The organism is Azospirillum sp. TSH20, from assembly GCF_003115935.1.
Taxonomy (GTDB): Bacteria; Pseudomonadota; Alphaproteobacteria; order Azospirillales; family Azospirillaceae; genus Azospirillum.
In genome coordinates this window covers 1-15601 of sequence record NZ_LGQU01000075.1, presented here as the reverse complement: position 1 = coordinate 15601, position 15601 = coordinate 1, and the positions used below count along the sequence as shown (strand labels likewise).

The 15601-nt window shown below is 70.0% G+C and carries 10 protein-coding genes; 6 read left to right on the top strand and 4 right to left on the bottom strand.

Features of this window, described 5'->3' with window-relative positions:
- Positions 1-15 precede the first annotated feature (15 nt).
- Genes TSH20_RS20405 through TSH20_RS20390 form a run of 4 tightly spaced genes read left to right on the top strand, consistent with a single transcriptional unit; the run spans position 16 to position 7553 of the window.
- Entirely contained in the window at positions 16-1113 is a 1098-nt protein-coding gene (locus TSH20_RS20405) for a hypothetical protein (protein ID WP_109076421.1), read from the top strand.
- A gap of 19 nt (positions 1114-1132) precedes the next feature.
- Positions 1133-2542, top strand: a complete 1410-nt coding sequence (locus TSH20_RS20400) for an NHLP bacteriocin system secretion protein (RefSeq protein WP_109076420.1) — start codon at positions 1133-1135, stop codon at positions 2540-2542.
- A 1-nt stretch (position 2543) separates the two neighbouring features.
- Positions 2544-4685 carry an NHLP family bacteriocin export ABC transporter peptidase/permease/ATPase subunit gene (locus tag TSH20_RS20395; protein WP_109076419.1) on the top strand — a complete coding sequence of 714 codons (2142 nt, stop codon included), beginning with the start codon at positions 2544-2546 and terminating at the stop codon, positions 4683-4685.
- Between the two features lie 15 nt (positions 4686-4700).
- The gene (locus tag TSH20_RS20390) at positions 4701-7553 is read left to right on the top strand and encodes an ATP-binding cassette domain-containing protein (RefSeq protein ID WP_109076418.1); all 2853 of its coding nucleotides are present in this window, start codon (positions 4701-4703) and stop codon (positions 7551-7553) included.
- Between the two features lie 24 nt (positions 7554-7577).
- Here TSH20_RS20390 and TSH20_RS20385 read toward each other — a convergent pair whose 3' ends face one another.
- Positions 7578-8531, bottom strand: a complete 954-nt coding sequence (locus TSH20_RS20385; RefSeq protein ID WP_109076417.1) for an exonuclease domain-containing protein — start codon at positions 8529-8531, stop codon at positions 7578-7580.
- Positions 8532-8885: 354 nt separating this feature from the next.
- On the opposite strand from TSH20_RS20385, the gene TSH20_RS20380 reads away from it, so the two are divergent.
- Entirely contained in the window at positions 8886-9785 is a 900-nt protein-coding gene (locus TSH20_RS20380) for a DMT family transporter (RefSeq protein ID WP_109076416.1), read from the top strand.
- Positions 9786-9821: 36 nt separating this feature from the next.
- On the opposite strand, the gene TSH20_RS20375 is transcribed toward TSH20_RS20380, so the two are convergent.
- A complete protein-coding gene (locus TSH20_RS20375; RefSeq protein ID WP_247874494.1) occupies positions 9822-11465 on the bottom strand; it encodes a VTT domain-containing protein in 1644 nt (547 codons plus the stop codon).
- A gap of 351 nt (positions 11466-11816) precedes the next feature.
- Here TSH20_RS20375 and TSH20_RS20365 point away from each other — a divergent pair, with 351 nt between their 5' ends.
- Positions 11817-12995 carry an acyl-CoA dehydrogenase gene (locus TSH20_RS20365; RefSeq protein WP_109076414.1) on the top strand — a complete coding sequence of 393 codons (1179 nt, stop codon included), beginning with the start codon at positions 11817-11819 and terminating at the stop codon, positions 12993-12995.
- Positions 12996-13180: 185 nt separating this feature from the next.
- Here TSH20_RS20365 and TSH20_RS20360 read toward each other — a convergent pair whose 3' ends face one another.
- Both TSH20_RS20360 and TSH20_RS20355 read right to left on the bottom strand, forming a co-directional pair.
- Positions 13181-14866, bottom strand: a complete 1686-nt coding sequence (locus TSH20_RS20360; RefSeq protein WP_109076413.1) for a HAMP domain-containing methyl-accepting chemotaxis protein — start codon at positions 14864-14866, stop codon at positions 13181-13183.
- 394 nt (positions 14867-15260) lie between these two features.
- A partial coding sequence (locus tag TSH20_RS20355; RefSeq protein WP_109076412.1) for a DUF6867 family protein occupies positions 15261-15601 on the bottom strand: 341 nt, incomplete at its 5' end.

Genomic DNA, 15601 nt, shown 5'->3' with positions numbered 1-15601 from the left:
CCAGGGATTGCAGGCATGAGCAAGACGCAGGCGGCGATGGTCGACATTTCCGATGACGAGCTTCTGGTGGTGGTGGGCGGAACCGGCTCGACCAACGCCCAGTCCGGTCATGCGCAGGAGGATGAGAACGGGGTCAGCGTCAGCGTCGGGGTCGAGGTCGCCAGCGCTTCGGGCAGCGTCGGCGTTTCCACCTCCTCCAGCCACGACATCGGCGGCGCCACCGTGACCACCGAGGTCGGGGCCGGCGCCAGCGGGTCGGCCGGCGTCACCGTCGGGTCGGGCGGCGTCACCGCGACGGCGGACGGCTTTGCCGGCAGCCACGGCAGCGTGACGGTGACCAACGGGCCGGTCACCCAGACCATCAGCTATGAGGCCGGCGCCAGCGGCAGCGCCAGCGTCTCGGTGTCCTACACCGGGGTGGAAGCCTCGGCATCCGGCTCGGTCGGCGTTTCGGTGACCACGGAAACCACGGTCGGCGGCAATGTCGGCCATGGCGTGACGGTGGAGGGCTCGGTCACCCAGACCATCGCGGTCGGTGCCGGCGCCGAGGTCAGCGGCTCCATCGGGGCGAGCGGCGTCCATGGCGACGTCAGCACCTATGCCGGCAATTACGTCGAGGTGACGGCTTCGGTCACCGCCGGCAACAACGACGTCAGCAGCACCACCACGGTCGGCGTCATCGATTCGGGATCGGTCGGTGCCGGTACCGAGGTCACGGCGGGCTATTCCGACGGCCATGTCACGCTCGGGCTCGGCGCCACGGCGGCGATCGGCATCGGCGGCGTCACGGTGGGCCAGGAGGTCACGGTCAACACCGCCCCGCTCGAACATGCCGGCGCCCAGGCGGTGACCGCGGCCACGCCGGCCGTCACCGACGCCGCCCACACGGTCGCCAACACCGCGCAGTCGGTCGCGACCACCGCGGCCCCGGCGGTGACCGATGCGGCGCACATCGTCGCCAACACGGCGCAGAACACCGCCAGCACGGTCAGCAATACCGCGCAGTCGGCCGTTCACGACGTGTCCAGCACGGCGCAGAGCACCGTCAACAGCGTGTCGAACACCGCGAAGAGCGTCACCAACTCCATCAAGAAGAAGATGAAGAAGTGGTGATGCCGGGCGGATCGGCGGCATGAGCGACAGCGCGACGACTGAACGGCCGGCGGATCGGCCGGTGGCGGCATCTGCGCCGGCCGGCGGCGGCGGTCCGGCCGCTTCCGGCGGCAATACCGGCAAGGCCGGCTTCCGGGCCGAGGCCGCGGAGGCCGCCACCTCCGTGTCGCAGGTGGACGATGCCCTGGAGGTGGTGCGGCCGCCGGTGCTGGCCTTCTGCGTCACGCTGGCCCTGCTGGTCGTCGGCGTCGTCGTGTGGGCGTCCTTCACCGACGTGCCGATCAAGATCACCGGGCAGGGCATCCTGGTCAGTCCGGGCGGCGTCATCGACGTGGTGTCGGAATCGAGCGGCCGGATCAACGACATCCGCTTCAAGCCGGGCGACCTGATCCACCCCGGCGACGTCGTCGCGCTGGTCGACCAGAGCGAGCAGAAGCTGAAGCTGGCGGAGGCCGAGGGCGAATTGCAGGACGCCGTCGCCGCCCGCGACGACATGCAACGCTTCCAGGAGCGCGACCTGCATGCCGACGAGGTCTGGCGGCAGGCGCGCGAGCAGGCGGTCAACGGCAACATCGCGTCGCTGCAGGAACGCCAGCGCATGATGAGCGAGCGCGAGGAGCTGGTCCGCCAACTCGCCGAACGCGGACTGATCACCCGTGACCGCGCCATCTCCGCCAAGATCGAGCTGTTCACCATCCGCTCCGACCTGGAGGCTCAGCGCAACGAGCTGCAGACCATGACGCTCGACGCCGCCCGCCGCCAGACCCAGCGCGAGAAGGACATGCTGGCGGCCGAGCAGCGGGTGGCGACCGCCTCGCGCGCGGTGGAGTCCGCCCGCGACCGGCTGAAGCGCTATGCCGCGGTGCTGTCGCCCTATGGCGGCCGCGTGGTGGAGGCGAAGGCGAACATCGGGCAGGTGGTGTCGAGCGGGGCGCCGATCGTCAGCATCGAGCGAGACGGCGCGCTGGCCGGCCAGGGGGGCGATCTGGTGGCCCTGGTCTATGTCGGGGCGCAGGACGGCAAGAAGCTGCGCCATGGCATGGAGGCCGACGTGTCGCCGGCATCGGTCCGCAAGGAGGAGCATGGGCACCTGATCGGACGGGTCGACCGCGTGGCCGACACCCCCGCCAGCAGCGTCGGCATGCTGCGCACCCTGCAGAACGACGCGCTGGTCGGCGAATTCCAGAAGACGCTGCGCACCCCCTTCGAGATCATGATCCGGCTGGAGCGCGACCCGGCCGGGGCGCTGCGCTGGTCCACCGGCAATCCGCCGAAATTCTCGATGGATGGCGGCACGCTGGTGTCGGTGGAGATCACCGTGCAGAAGGTCCGGCTGATCGCGCTGGCCCTGCCGATCCTGCAGCAATGGCTCCGGCTGGATCTGACCGACGTGGCGCCCGCAGGGGCGCCGGCCGCGTCCGGGGCCTGAGATGCGCACCCCGTCGATCCTGCAGATCGAGGCGGCGGAATGCGGCGCCGCGGCGCTCGGCATCGTCGCCGCCCATTACGGCCGCTGGTTGACGCTGGAGGATCTGCGCGAGCGCTGCGGCATCTCGCGCGACGGCAGCCGCGCCGCCAATCTGGTCCAGGCCGCCCGCGAGCTGGGGCTGCAGGCCCGCGGCGTCCGCACCGAGCCGGAGGGGCTGCAGGGACAGGCCGGGCCGATGATCCTGCATTGGGGAATGGACCATTTCCTGGTGCTGGAGGGGCGGCGCGGGCGCTGGTGGCATCTGAACGACCCGGCGCGCGGCCGGCGCCGCGTCGACGATGCCGAATTCCGCCGCCAGTTCACCGGCATCGCCCTGCTGATGGCGCCGGGGCCGGAGTTCCGCAAGGGCGGGTCGGCGCCCAGCGCGCTGCGCGGCCTCGCCCGGCGGCTGCGCAAATCCTGGGGGGCGGTGTGGTTCGCCGCCGCGATCAGCCTCTTGCTGGCGATCCCCGGCATGCTGTTCCCCGCCTTCCGCCAGATCTTCATGGACAGCGTGCTGGTCGGCGGGCTGGCCGACTGGATGACCCCGCTGATCGGCGCGATGATGCTGGTTGGCGCGGTCACGCTGACCTTCACCTGGCTGCAGAAGAGCGTTCTGCACCGGCTGGAGACCCGGCTGGCGCTGCTGGGCGGCATCGGCTTCATGGAGCGGGTGCTGCGGCTGCCGATGGGCTTCTTCGGCCAGCGCGGCCCGGCGGCGGTCGCCGACCGCATCATGCAGAGCGACCGGCTGGCCGAGCTGCTGGCCGGCGAGATCGGCGGCTGCCTGTTCGCCATCCTGACCGCGCTGACCTATCTGGCGGCGATGGCCTTCTACCAGCCGGCGCTGGCGCTGGTCGCCGTGGCCGCCGCCGCCAGCCTCGCGCTGGCGTTGGCCCTGCTGTCGCGCCAGCTGGAGGAGGGGCAGCAGCGTCTGCTGAACGAATCGGCGCAGGAGGGCGCCGACGCCAAGCAGGGGCTGCGCATGATCGAGACCTACCGCGCCGCCGGGGCGGAGCGGCTGCTGTTCGAGCGGCTGGTCGCCCGCCATGCCCGCGTGCTGAACATCCGACAGTCGCTGATGCTGCGCCGCGCCGTTCTGCGGCTGCTGCCGGCCTTCGTCGGCGGGGTGGCGTCGGCCGCCGTGGTCACCGTCGGCGGCGGCATCGTCGCGGAAGGCGGCATGACCATCGGCGCCATGATGGGATTCATGGTGCTGATGTCGGCCTTCCTGGCGCCGGTGTCGCGCCTTGTCCAGCTCGGCGCCCGCATCCAGGAGGCGCGCTCCTATCTGCGCCTGCTCGACGACACCATGCAGCATCCCATCGCCGAGGAGTTCCGGCAGGCGCAGCCGCAGCAGGCCCCCGCCGTTCTGCGCCGGCTGACCGGGCGGATCGAGCTGCGCGAGGTGACCTTCGGCCATTCCCGCCGGGCGCCGCCGCTGATCCGCGGCCTGTCGCTGACCATCGAGCCGGGCGAGCGGGTCGGGGTGGTCGGCGGCTCAGGCTCCGGCAAATCGACGCTGGCGCTGCTGACCGCCGGGCTTTACGAACCCTGGTCGGGCGAGGTGCTGCTCGACGGCAAGCCGCTGCGCGAGATCCCGCGCCGGGTGCTGCGCCAGAGCGTGCAGGTCGTCGACCAGAACGTGACGCTGTTCGAAGGCAGCGTGCGCGACAACATCGCCCTATGGGACCCGACGGTGTCGGACGAACGGCTGTTCGCCGCCGCCCGCGACGCGGTGATCCACGACATCATCATCGACCGCCGCGACGGCTATGCCTCGCCGGTCAGCGAAGGCGGGGCCAACCTGTCCGGCGGCCAGCGCGCCCGCATCGAGATGGCGCGCGCCCTGGTGCAGAACCCGCGCATCCTGGTGATGGACGAGGCGACCGCCGCGCTCGACGATCACACCCAGGCGCAGCTGCTGTCCAACCTGCGCCGCCGGGGATCCACCATGCTGGTGATCGCCCACCGGCTGACGGCGATCCGCGACTGCGACCGGGTGCTGGTGATGCAGAGCGGCGAGATCGTCGAGTCCGGTCCGCCGGCCGAGTTGGCGCGCCGCGCGGGTGCCTTTTCCTCGCTGATGCTGAGCATGGCCTGACCGGATGAGCCGCAGATGACGACCGCAGCCGAAGCCGCCCTGCCGGAACCCGACATCCAAGAGGTGTCCGGCGCTCCCGTCATCGCCTTCCAGCAGCCGGCGGTGGCGCTGGAACCGGCAGGATCGGTCTGGTTCCTGGAAGAGGGCGAGGCCGACATCTTCGCCGTCGCCGCCATGGGCGCCAACGCTGGCTCCCGCCTGTTTCTCGGCCGGCTGCCGGCGGGCAGCCTGCTGGTCGGCATCGATGCCTTCATGCAGGAGTTGATCGCGGTTCCGGCGGCCGGGTCGCGGCTGGAGGCCGTCGCCGACCCGCTGGAGGAGATCGAGCCGGACGCCCTGCTGGCGGGGATGGAGGCGTGGTCGTCCACCCTGATCTCCGGCATCGCCGCCATCCTCTGGCATCCCGAGCGCATCGACCGGCAGGCCCGCTGCGGCGCGGCGGTCGAGCTGGCCGACGGGCAGCTTGCGATGGTGCAGGAAGCCGGATTGTGGTGCGCGGTGCCCGCCCCCGGCGCCCTGCTGCTGGAGCAGGAGATAATCCAGGGCATCATGCCGCTGCCGCCGCGCGCGTGGCTGAAGGCGGCGGGGCCGATGCGCATCGTCTTCGGCCGCCGCCCGCTGCCGCGCGACCTGCCCGCCGCGCTGGCCGGCATCCATGCGCTGACCGCCGCCTGCGGTGAAATGCTGATGGGCGCCCGCGGTTTGGCCGAGGCCGACGAGGCCGGGCGGCTGTCGCTGCGCGGCGCACGTGAGGCGGAGGAGGGCGAGCGCTTCGTCCATCTGGCTGGGCGCCTGCTCGACCATGCCCGCAAGCCGCCGGCGCCGGCGGACGGCGGTCATCACGATCCGCTGTTCACGGCGATGAGCGCGGTCGCCGCCCGCACCAACCCGCGCCTGCGGTTGCGCCGGCCGACGCTGCTGCGCGAGCGCGACCTCGACGTCCAGCCGACGATGGAGGAGATCGCCCGCGCCTCCGGCCAGCACATGCGGCCGGTGACGCTGACGGAGGGCTGGTGGCGCCGCCCGCTGGGTCCGCTGGTCGGTGCGACGCTGGACGGCCGGCCGGTGGCGCTGCTGCCGAAGGGGCGCGGCTATGACCTGCTGGCCGGCGAGGGCGCCAAGCCGGTCCGCATCACCGCGCCGGTCGCCGCCGGACTGTCGCCGTCGGCCTGGACCATGGTGGAGCCGCTGCCGGACCGGCCGCAGACCGTCGGGTCGTTGATGCGGTTCGTCCGTACCCCGCCGGCCTTCTGGCTGCTGACCCTGGCGGTGGCGGCGCTGGGCGCGCTGCTCGGCCTCGCCAGCCCGTTCGGGATGAAATTCGCCTTCTCGTCGCTGGTGCCGGCGCGCGACCATGGCGGCCTGCTGGAGCTTGGCATCCTGCTGGGCTGCGTCGCCGCGGTGACGCTGGTGATCCAACTGGTCGGCGAGGTGACGCGGCAAAGCATGCAGACCATGCGCGAGGCCGGGCTGCATGCCGGCCTGTGGGACCGGGTGCTGCGGCTGCCGATGCCGGTGCTGCGCCAGCATTCGGCCGGCGACATGGCGGCGCGGGTGGGGATGGCGATGGCCCTGCCGCTGGCCGCCCAGGGCTTCACGGTCGCCGGCATCGGGACCGGCGCGGTGCTGGTGGCCAGCATCTTCGCGATGGCGTCCTTCCATGGCGCCGGCGCGGTGGTGGCGGTGCTGGCGCTGGCGGTGCAGCTGGGATTGGCGGTCCTGTCGGCGGTGCTGCGGGCGCGGGTCTACAAGCTGGGCGAGGCGCTGAGCGGGCAGGCCGATTCCCTGGCGATGCAGTTCCTGACCGGGATCGCCAAGCTGCGTCTGGCCGCCGCCGAGCATTGGGCGCTGACCCATTGGTCGGAGCGCTTCATCGGCATGCGCGAGAAGCGCATGGAGGTGCAGGAGATCGAGGGCCGGATGGCGGCGGTCAACTCCGCCCTGCCGGTGCTGGCGATGGCGGCGCTGTTCCTGGTCTTCCATTCCGCCGGGACCGACAGCGCCAGCATCGTCGCGATGATGACCGCCTATATGATCGCCAACGGGGCGGCGGCGGCGCTGGGCGACGGGTTCGGCGCCTTTTATCAGGTCTATGCCGCCCGCGCCTTCGCCGATCCGGTGCTGCGCTGCGCGCCGGAGCCGGCGCTGGGACGGATCGACCCCGGCCGGCTGTCCGGGCAGATCGCGGTCAGCGGCCTGTACTTCAATTACGCCCAGGCCGAGACGCCGGTCTTCGCCAACCTGAACCTGTCCATCGCCGCCGGTGAGTATGTGGCGATCCTCGGCCGGTCGGGCTGCGGCAAGTCCACGCTTGTCAGGATTTTGCTGGGGCTGGAGCGGCCGCGGGTGGGCAGCGTCACCTATGACGGCAACGATCTGTCCTCGCTCGATCTGGGGCTGTTGCGGCGGCGTGTGGGAACCGTGCTGCAGGGGGCGCAGCTGCCGCCCGGCGCGCTGATCGACGTGGTGCGCGGCCTGAGCGACGCGACCGAGGCGGAAATCTGGGACGCGCTGGCGGCGTCGGCGATCGCCGACGAGATCCGGGCGATGCCGCTGGGCGTGCGCACGCCCATCGCCGATGCATCGCGCACGCTGTCGGGCGGGCAGGTGCAGCGGTTGCTGCTGGCCCGCGCGCTGGTGACCAAGCCCGATGTGCTGATCCTGGACGAGGCGACCAGCGCGCTGGACAACGCCACCCAGGCGGCGACCATCCGCACTTTGTCGTCGCTCGACTGCACCCGGATCGTCATCGCCCACCGGCTGGAGACCATCCGCGGCGCCGACCGCATCCTGATCCTGGACGGCGGCCGCGTCGCCCATGCCGGCCGTTTCGCCGACCTGCAGGCCCATGGACTGCTGGGCGCGTAGCGCATTTCCGCGTGTCGATCGGCGTCAGCCGCGCTTTCCGGCGCCGGACGCCGTCACCATGGCGAAGAACTGCGCCTCGTCGATGATGTCGGGCTTGCCATATTTGGCGCGCCGGGCGGCGGCGGTGTCCAGCTTGGTGGCGCCGGGGGCGTGGCCGACGACGAGATAGTCGGTGTCCTTGCGGACGCTGGGATGCCAGTGTCCGCCCAGCGCCAGGATGCGGGCCATCACCGCGTCGCGCGACAGGCCGGTCAGTTCGCCGGTGACGGCGAAGGCATGACCGCCGACGCCGTGCGTGATGGGAGCGGCCGATGGCCGGACCACCGGCGGCGGATCGATCTGGTTGGTCGGCGCCAGATGGGGAACCGCCAGCATCTCGGCGCTGCCGAGGATCATCTTCTGGAACAGGCGGCTGGTGATCTCGGCATCGACGAAGGCGCCGTGGAAACGCGCCCGGATGCCGACATCGATGCCGAACAGGGTCGCGACCGCATCGAGCGACGCGCGCCCCGCCACCTGCGCCCGCGCGTGTTGCCCCCTTGCATATTGCATCGTGCAGACCGACTGGGCCGGTGCCCAGGGAAGGCCGCAGAGCCGGAATTCATGCCGCAGGAAGTCGATGTCGAAGCCGACATTGTGGCCGACCAGCACCGCGCCGTCGAGGAAGTCGCGAACGTCCTGGGCGACGCTGTGGAAGGGATCCTGATGGCGCAGCAGGTGATCCGGCAGCCCGTGCACCCTCAGCGCATGCGGGTTCGACTTGCGGCCCGGATTGAAGATGAGGCTGAGACAGCGGCCGGTCGGCGTCGCCTCCGCCAGTTCGATCGCGGCGAAGCTGACCATGCGGTCGCCGCCGGCCGGCGACAGCCCGGTGGTCTCGCAGTCGATGACGACGAAACGGCGGGCGGAGGTCTGCGTCCGGGCGGCTTTCGCCGCTGCCGCCGGACGGGCACGCACTGCATCAACCAAACGGCTCATGACCTCTCGTTCCGGGGGCAGGACGGCCCTGCCACGTCAAACACGCGCCGACTATAGGCGGGTCCGCCACCGCAGGTCGAGAGTCCGTGCCGTCGCAGGGCCGGCGGCCGTACGGTCGCCGATCTGCGGCCGATCCCGCCTCTTTCGACTCCGGCGCGCCCTGCGGCTTGGGGGGACGCATAGCCGATATGACGTGACGATCTGCTGAACCGGCTCAGTGATTCCGCAGGCCGCCTGTCATGGTGGCTTCTATCCGCCGGCGACGTCCGGTGGAGTCATGGTCGAATCAAACGAGGAAGGTGTCGTGTGGCACGGAGCCGGTGGCGTTCGCATCATACCGGAAAGGTCCTCCCATTGGCCTCCGGAACCGAATCCGGAACCGGACCGGGCCTGACGGTCTATGCGCAGCTTGCCGGGATCGTCTTGTTCTGGGGCGCCAACTGGCCGCTGATGAAGCTGGCGCTGGTCGACATCGGGCCGCTCGCCTTCTGCGCCGTGCGGCTGTTCGGAACCGCGCTGAGCGTCGCGGCGCTGGCGCCGATCCTGCGCTTTCCCCTGCTGCCCCAACGCGGCGAGCGGCTGATGCTGGCGGTCGTCGGCCTGCTGCAGGTCGCCGGCATGATGGGGCTGAGCAACATCGGGCTGCAGTTCGTCTCGCCGGGGCGGGCGTCGGTGCTCGCCTACACCATGCAGATGTGGGCCTTGCCGCTCGGCCTGCTGCTGCTGGGCGAGCGGATCACCGGGCGGCGCGCCGCGTCGGCGGGGCTGACCTTCGCCGGGGTGGTCGTCTTCTTCAACCCGGTGCTGGTGGATTGGAACGACGCCAACGCGCTGATCGGCAACGGCCTGCTCATCGGCTGCGCGCTCAGCTGGGCGCTGGGGGCGACCCTGTACCGCCGGCGGGTCTGGCGCACGCCCTTCTGGACCCAGACCTTCTGGCAGATCGCCGCCAGCGCGCTGGTGATGGTGCCGCTGGCGCTGTCCACCGAATCCGGGCACCCGATCCACTGGTCGGGCTCCCTGCTGGCGGTCGTCGCCTACAACTGCCTGATCGCCACCGGGCTTTGCTATTGGTGGTGGGGCAAGGCGCTGTCGGTGATGCCGGCCAGCCAGGCCGGGCAGATCGTCTGTCTGGTGCCGATCACGGCCCTGCTGTTGAGCGCGATCTTCTACCACGAGCCGCTGAGCGCGGGCGTGCTGGCCAGCGTGGCGATGATCGCCGGCGGCATCGTCCTGTCGGCGCGGGCGCGTTGAGCGGACCCGGCGGCGCCGGAATAGGAATTGTGGTCGTCAGTTGGAGGCGGGATAGAGCGGCAGCAAATTCTGCTGGCGGCGCTGGTAGCGGACCAGCTCCAGCGCGCTCAGCGGCCGGGCCCCCTGCGCCCGGCAGGCGGCGGCGACCTCGAACATCAGCGCCTGCTGGTGGAACAGGGTGGCGTAGGCGTCGCCGAGCCGGAATTCCGGATCCCACATGTGGATGGCCTCCGCCCCGGCGCCGTTGACCTCGATGATGCGGAAATCCTCGCCCACCGCCAGCCGCTCCACCGAGGCGAAGCGCACGTCGAAGCGGCCGAAATGGAAGCCCGGCATCTCGTCGGCGATCTCGTCGAAGCGGGCGGTCAGCGTCGCCGTGACATGGCCGCAGGCATCCTTGTAGAGCCCGCCGACCCGGCTGCTGCCGACCAGCGACAGCCGAACCGTGCGGCCCGCCTCCGGCACCTCGTCCAGCCGGTCGGCCAGCGCCTCGTGATGCAGCTCCGCCTTCCAGGAGGCGCGCGGGTCCGCGGCGATCAGCTGGCGCAGGGTGGAGCGGCCGTCGCCCACCACATGCGGGTAATAGCGGAAGGTCATGGAGAAGATGCGCCCGTGCCGCTCCCCCGGCTTGCGGACGTAGAAGATGCCGGCCTCGCCGGCGTAAGGCACATGCTCCTGCAGGATCAGGCGGGCGTCGGCCGGGAAGCCGCGGAGATAGGCGTGGAGGTCGGCGCTGTCGTGCACCAGCCGCACGCCGATGCCGCGCCAGCCGATGTCCGGCTTGGCGACCAGCGGGAAGGACAGGCCGGCGCCCGAGGCCAGCGAGTCCAGCTGGGCCGGGGTCAGCGACGGGCGGTTGACCAGGGCGACGGATTGCGCGGCCCATCGCCGCGCCGCCGGCCCGATCAGGTCCATGCAGGCGATCTTCGATTCGCCCAGCAGGCCGCCGGCCTCGATCGACGGGTTGGCGGCGGTCGGCAGGGTCAGGCTGCGGTGGCGGATGCCGAGCGCGAACCACTGCGCCACCAGCGGGATGTAGAACAGCAGCGGCGGAATGCGCTCCGCCCAGCCGATGGTGGGGGCGCCGGCCGGCACCACCGGCAGGCCGGGCAGGGCGATGGCGCGCGGGGTCGGGCTGCCGTGCAGCGCATCGCGCAGGGCGGCGGGCAGATGCGGCTCCAACTTCGCCCGGACGCGGGCGAACAGGGCGCCGGCGATGGCCTGGGCGCGCCGCGTGCGCAGGAGCATCAGCGCCGCCGCGCAGCCGATGCCGATCACCTGCACCTGCACCGCCGCCGATTCCAGCGAGGAGGTCATCAGCGTCAGCAGCAGCCCGACATGGACGCCGGCGGTCGCCAGGGTGATGGCGACGAACCGCAGGAACGGCACCCGCATCACGCCGCAGGCGAAATAGGTGGGGAACAAGACGCCGGGCACCAGCCGGCAAGTCACCAGCGTCGGCAGCAGGTTCTTCTGCAATGCGTTGCGGCAGCGCTCAAGCATCGGCCCTTCGGTCCGCCGCCGGATCCAGGTGACCCGCAGCGACAATAGTCCGAGGACATAAATGAACAGGTCGCCGGCAACGATCCCACACAGTAGCGTGAAGGCGGTCACGCCAATGCTGACGGTGCCGACGCTGACAAGGCTCGCACCCGCTGCAATCGCAACGTCTTCGTGCAAAAGCGTCAGCAAAGCAAGGCCCAGCAACAGGGGGAAACCAGCGAGGGCGGTTATTGGTTGCAATGCAGCAAACACGGGCGGGCTGTCCGTTGAAGTCGGGGCGGCAAGGATGCCACCGGCAAAATTGCATAGGAAAAGGTAAGCTTCACGTTAAAACTTTTGTAGAACCGTGCGGCATAGAGACTGTTTCCTTTAGGTCATATCGAAACGGTATGGCCATGATAGAAAATATGTGTTTGCAGCTATGGCGCTGGCGCGGCACAGTGCGTCCCAATGAAGACCGGCCAATCGGTGACCGGCGGGCGAAGCGCCAGACGACACGACCCAGACGATACGACCAGGAGACGCACCGTGCAGAGCATCCAGTGGGACGACGCCTTTCTCCTTGAAGCCCAGCTGACCGAGGATGAGAAGCTGGTGCGCGACAGCGCCCGCGCCTACTGCCAGGACCGGCTGCAGCCGCGCGTCATCTCCGCCTTCCGCGAGGAGCGGTTCGACCGCGAGATCATGACCGAGATGGGCGAGCTGGGCCTGCTGGGCCCGACCATCCCGGAGGAGTACGGCGGGCCGGGCGTCAGCCATGTCGCCTACGGTCTGGTTGCCCGCGAGGTGGAGCGGGTGGACAGCGGCTATCGCTCGGCGATGTCGGTGCAGTCCTCGCTGGTCATGCACCCGATCTACGCCTATGGCAGCGAGGAGCAGAAGAAGAAGTGGCTGCCGCGGCTGGCCACCGGCGAGCTGATCGGCTGCTTCGGCCTGACCGAGCCGGACCACGGCTCCGACCCCAACGGCATGAAGACCCGCGCCACCAAGGTCGACGGCGGCTATCTGCTGTCGGGCTCTAAGATGTGGATCACCAACTCGCCCATCGCCGACCTCGCCGTCGTCTGGGCGAAGTCGGAGGCCCATGACAACAAGATCAAGGGCTTCGTGGTGGAGCGCGGGACCAAGGGCTTCTCCACGCCGAAGATCGAGGGCAAGCTGTCGCTGCGCTCGTCGGTCACCGGCGAGATCGTGCTGGACGAGGCCTTCGTCCCCGAAGAGAACCTGCTGCCCAACGCGTCCGGTCTCGGCGGCCCGTTCGGCTGCCTGAACAAGGCGCGCTACGGCATCGCCTGGGGCGTGATGGGTGCGGCGGAGTTCTGCTGGCACGCCGCCCGCCAGTACACGATGGACCGCAAGCAGTTCGGCCGCCCGCTGGCCCAGACCCAGCTGGTGCAGAAGAAGCTGGCCGACATGATGACGGAGATCACGCTTGGCCTGCAGGCCTGCCTGCGCGTCGGCCGCATGATGGACGACGGCAGCTGGTCGCCGGAAGCGGTGTCGCTGATCAAGCGCAACAACTGCGGCAAGGCCCTGGACATCGCCCGCGTCGCCCGCGACATGCATGGCGGCAACGGCATCTCCGAGGAGTTCCAGGTCATCCGCCACATGGTGAACCTGGAGACGGTGAACACCTACGAAGGCACCCACGACGTCCACGCCCTGATCCTGGGCCGGGCGCAGACGGGCCTGCAGGCGTTCTCGTAACGGACGTTGCGTTTGCAAGGTAGTTTTCCCCCTCTCCCGTCCCGGGAGAGGGAGGGGCCCACCGTGAAGCGGTGGGAGGGTGAGGGGTGAACCGAGAATCGGTGTGGTTGCGGATTCCCGGACTACCCCTCACCCTCCCCACTCCGTGGGTCCCCTCCCTCTCCCGGGGCGGGAGAGGGCGTTTTTTACGCTGCCTTCACATCCCCGGTCGCCTGCTGGCGGACCTCCGTCAGGAAGCGCTCCACCTCCGCGGCCAGCGCACGGGTCTGGCCGGACAGGCCGCGGGCGGCGTCCTGCACTCCCAGTGCCGTGCTGCCGGCGCTTTCCGCCGTGTGGGCCAGGGCGGCGATAGTCGCCGACACGTCCTGGGTGCCCAGCGCCGCCATCTCCACCGCCCGCGCGATCTCCTGGGTGGCGGAGTTCTGTTCCTGTACCGACTGGGTGATGGTGCCGGAAATGCCGTCGATCTCGGTGATGGTGCTGCCGATGGCGCCGATGGCGTCGGCGGCCTCGCGGGTCACCGACTGCATGGCGTTGACCTGGGCGGCGATCTCGTCGGTGGCCTTGGCGGTCTGGTCGGCCAGCCCCTTCACCTCGGTCGCCACCACGGCGAAGCCCTTGCCGGCTTCTCCGGCGCGGGCGGCCTCGATGGTCGCGTTCAGCGCCAAGAGGTTGGTCTGCTTGGCGATGGCGTGGATCAGCCCGACCACCTGACCGATGCGCTCGGCATTGGCGATCAGGCCCTGGACGGTGGCGTTGGTGCGGTCGGCATGGGACACCGCCTCGCCGGCGATGCGGGCGGAATGGCCGACCTGTTCGGTGATGCCGCCGATGGAGCTGGCGAGTTCGGTCGCCGCCGCCGCGGCGGAGCGGACGTTGGACTGGATGTCGTCGGATTCGCGGGCGACGTTGCGGGTCTGGCTGGACGCCTCGCCCACCACCATCGCCATGCGGTCGGCGCTGTCGGCCATGCCGGACGCCGACTCGGCGATGCCCTCCACCAGACGCTTCACCGTGCCCTGGAAGCGGTCGGCGAGGTCGAGCAATGCTGCGCGCTTGGCTTCCTCCGCCCTGGCGTCGGCTTCGGCCTGGGCCGCGTGCATGCGGGCGATGGCGCGGGCGTTGTCGCGGAAGACGGTAACCGAGCCGGCCATGGCGCCGATTTCGTCGGAGCGGCCATTGCCGGGCACCTCGACCGCGGTGTCGCCGTCGGCCAGCTTCGCCATCGCCGCCGACATGGCGCGCAAGGGGCGGATGACGATGCGGCCGAGCATGACGTTCAACAGGACGATCTGCACCACCAGCGCGATCAGGCAGATGGCGATCTGGTTGCGCATCTGGGTGGCGATGGCGTCGATCTGCTGGTCCAGGCTCCAGGCGATCTGCAGGGCGCCGACCAGCCGGTTGCTCTTGCCGGTCACCACCGGCACGGTCACGACGATGTGGCCGCTGGCCGAGCGGGTCTGCGCCCCCTTGCCGGCCAGAACCGCGTCGATCAGATCCTTGTCGGCCTTCAGGTCGTACTTGGCGAAGCGCGGGTTGGAGAAGTCGGCCAGCGTGTCCGACGCGGTCGCGGCGCGGAGCGAGGCGAGCTGCACCTCGTGGCTGTCGGCCAGCGGCATGAACTCCGTCTCGATGGAGGCGCCGTCGCTGGCGATGAAGCTGGTCTTGGTGGCGTTCGCCAGCATGTCCGTCTTGACGCGGGCGTCGTGCGTGGCCAGCCGCACCGCGTCGTCATACTGCATCTTGGCCTGCAGCCCCATGATGACGATGAAGCCGCCGACGATGGCCGCCACGAAGGCCGCCGTCACTTTCCGCCCGACGCTCCAGAACCGACGCGGCCGGGATGCGGCCGCCTTGTCCACTGCCATGCTCTTGCCCTTCCCATGCCGCCTTCGCGTCGCATCGACCGTCAAGGCATGACGGATCAGCCGCCGGAATGACCGGCGTTCGCTGTCGAAGCGTCAACGAATTGCAAAATTTAAATGGTATTGTAACGGAACGTCATGGTCTGCGCCATGATCTTCTTCTCTGACTTTCGGATGGTTGCCAATTGACACAGCAATCCCAAAGTCGTGGGCCGGCGCGGCCAAAGTGAAGACGACGCCGTTTCGTTGACGGAACGGCGCCTTTCCATGCCGGATATATCGTTAATCCGGCTTCTGTTCTTTTGGTTGTGCGTTATGCTGGGGTGTCCGGGTCCTCCATGGGAACCAGGACACCCCAGGATCATGGCCCAGGATCATGGCCCAGGATCATGGCGTCTCAGCCGCGGGCCGGCTTGCGCTCCCGCCAGCCGAACGGGCCGGCAGTCTCATAGAGCCACGGATACTGGTTGACCATGCGCCTTGCGATGGCGATGCGATGCGCCGTCAGCGTGATGAGGCCGAGCACGACCGTGTGAACGATGAAGCCCCACGGCGACAGCAGCTCCTCGCCGAACAGGCCCCAGGCCAGGAAGCGGTCGCCAACCCCCAGCAGCAGCGAATAGGCCAGCACGCTCGACACCGGCTTCCAGCCCTCCGCCAGCGTCTGGCCGGTCAGAACGCCGCAGCCGCCGAACACTAGAAGCGTCAGGAACACGAAGACCGGAACCGACGAACCCA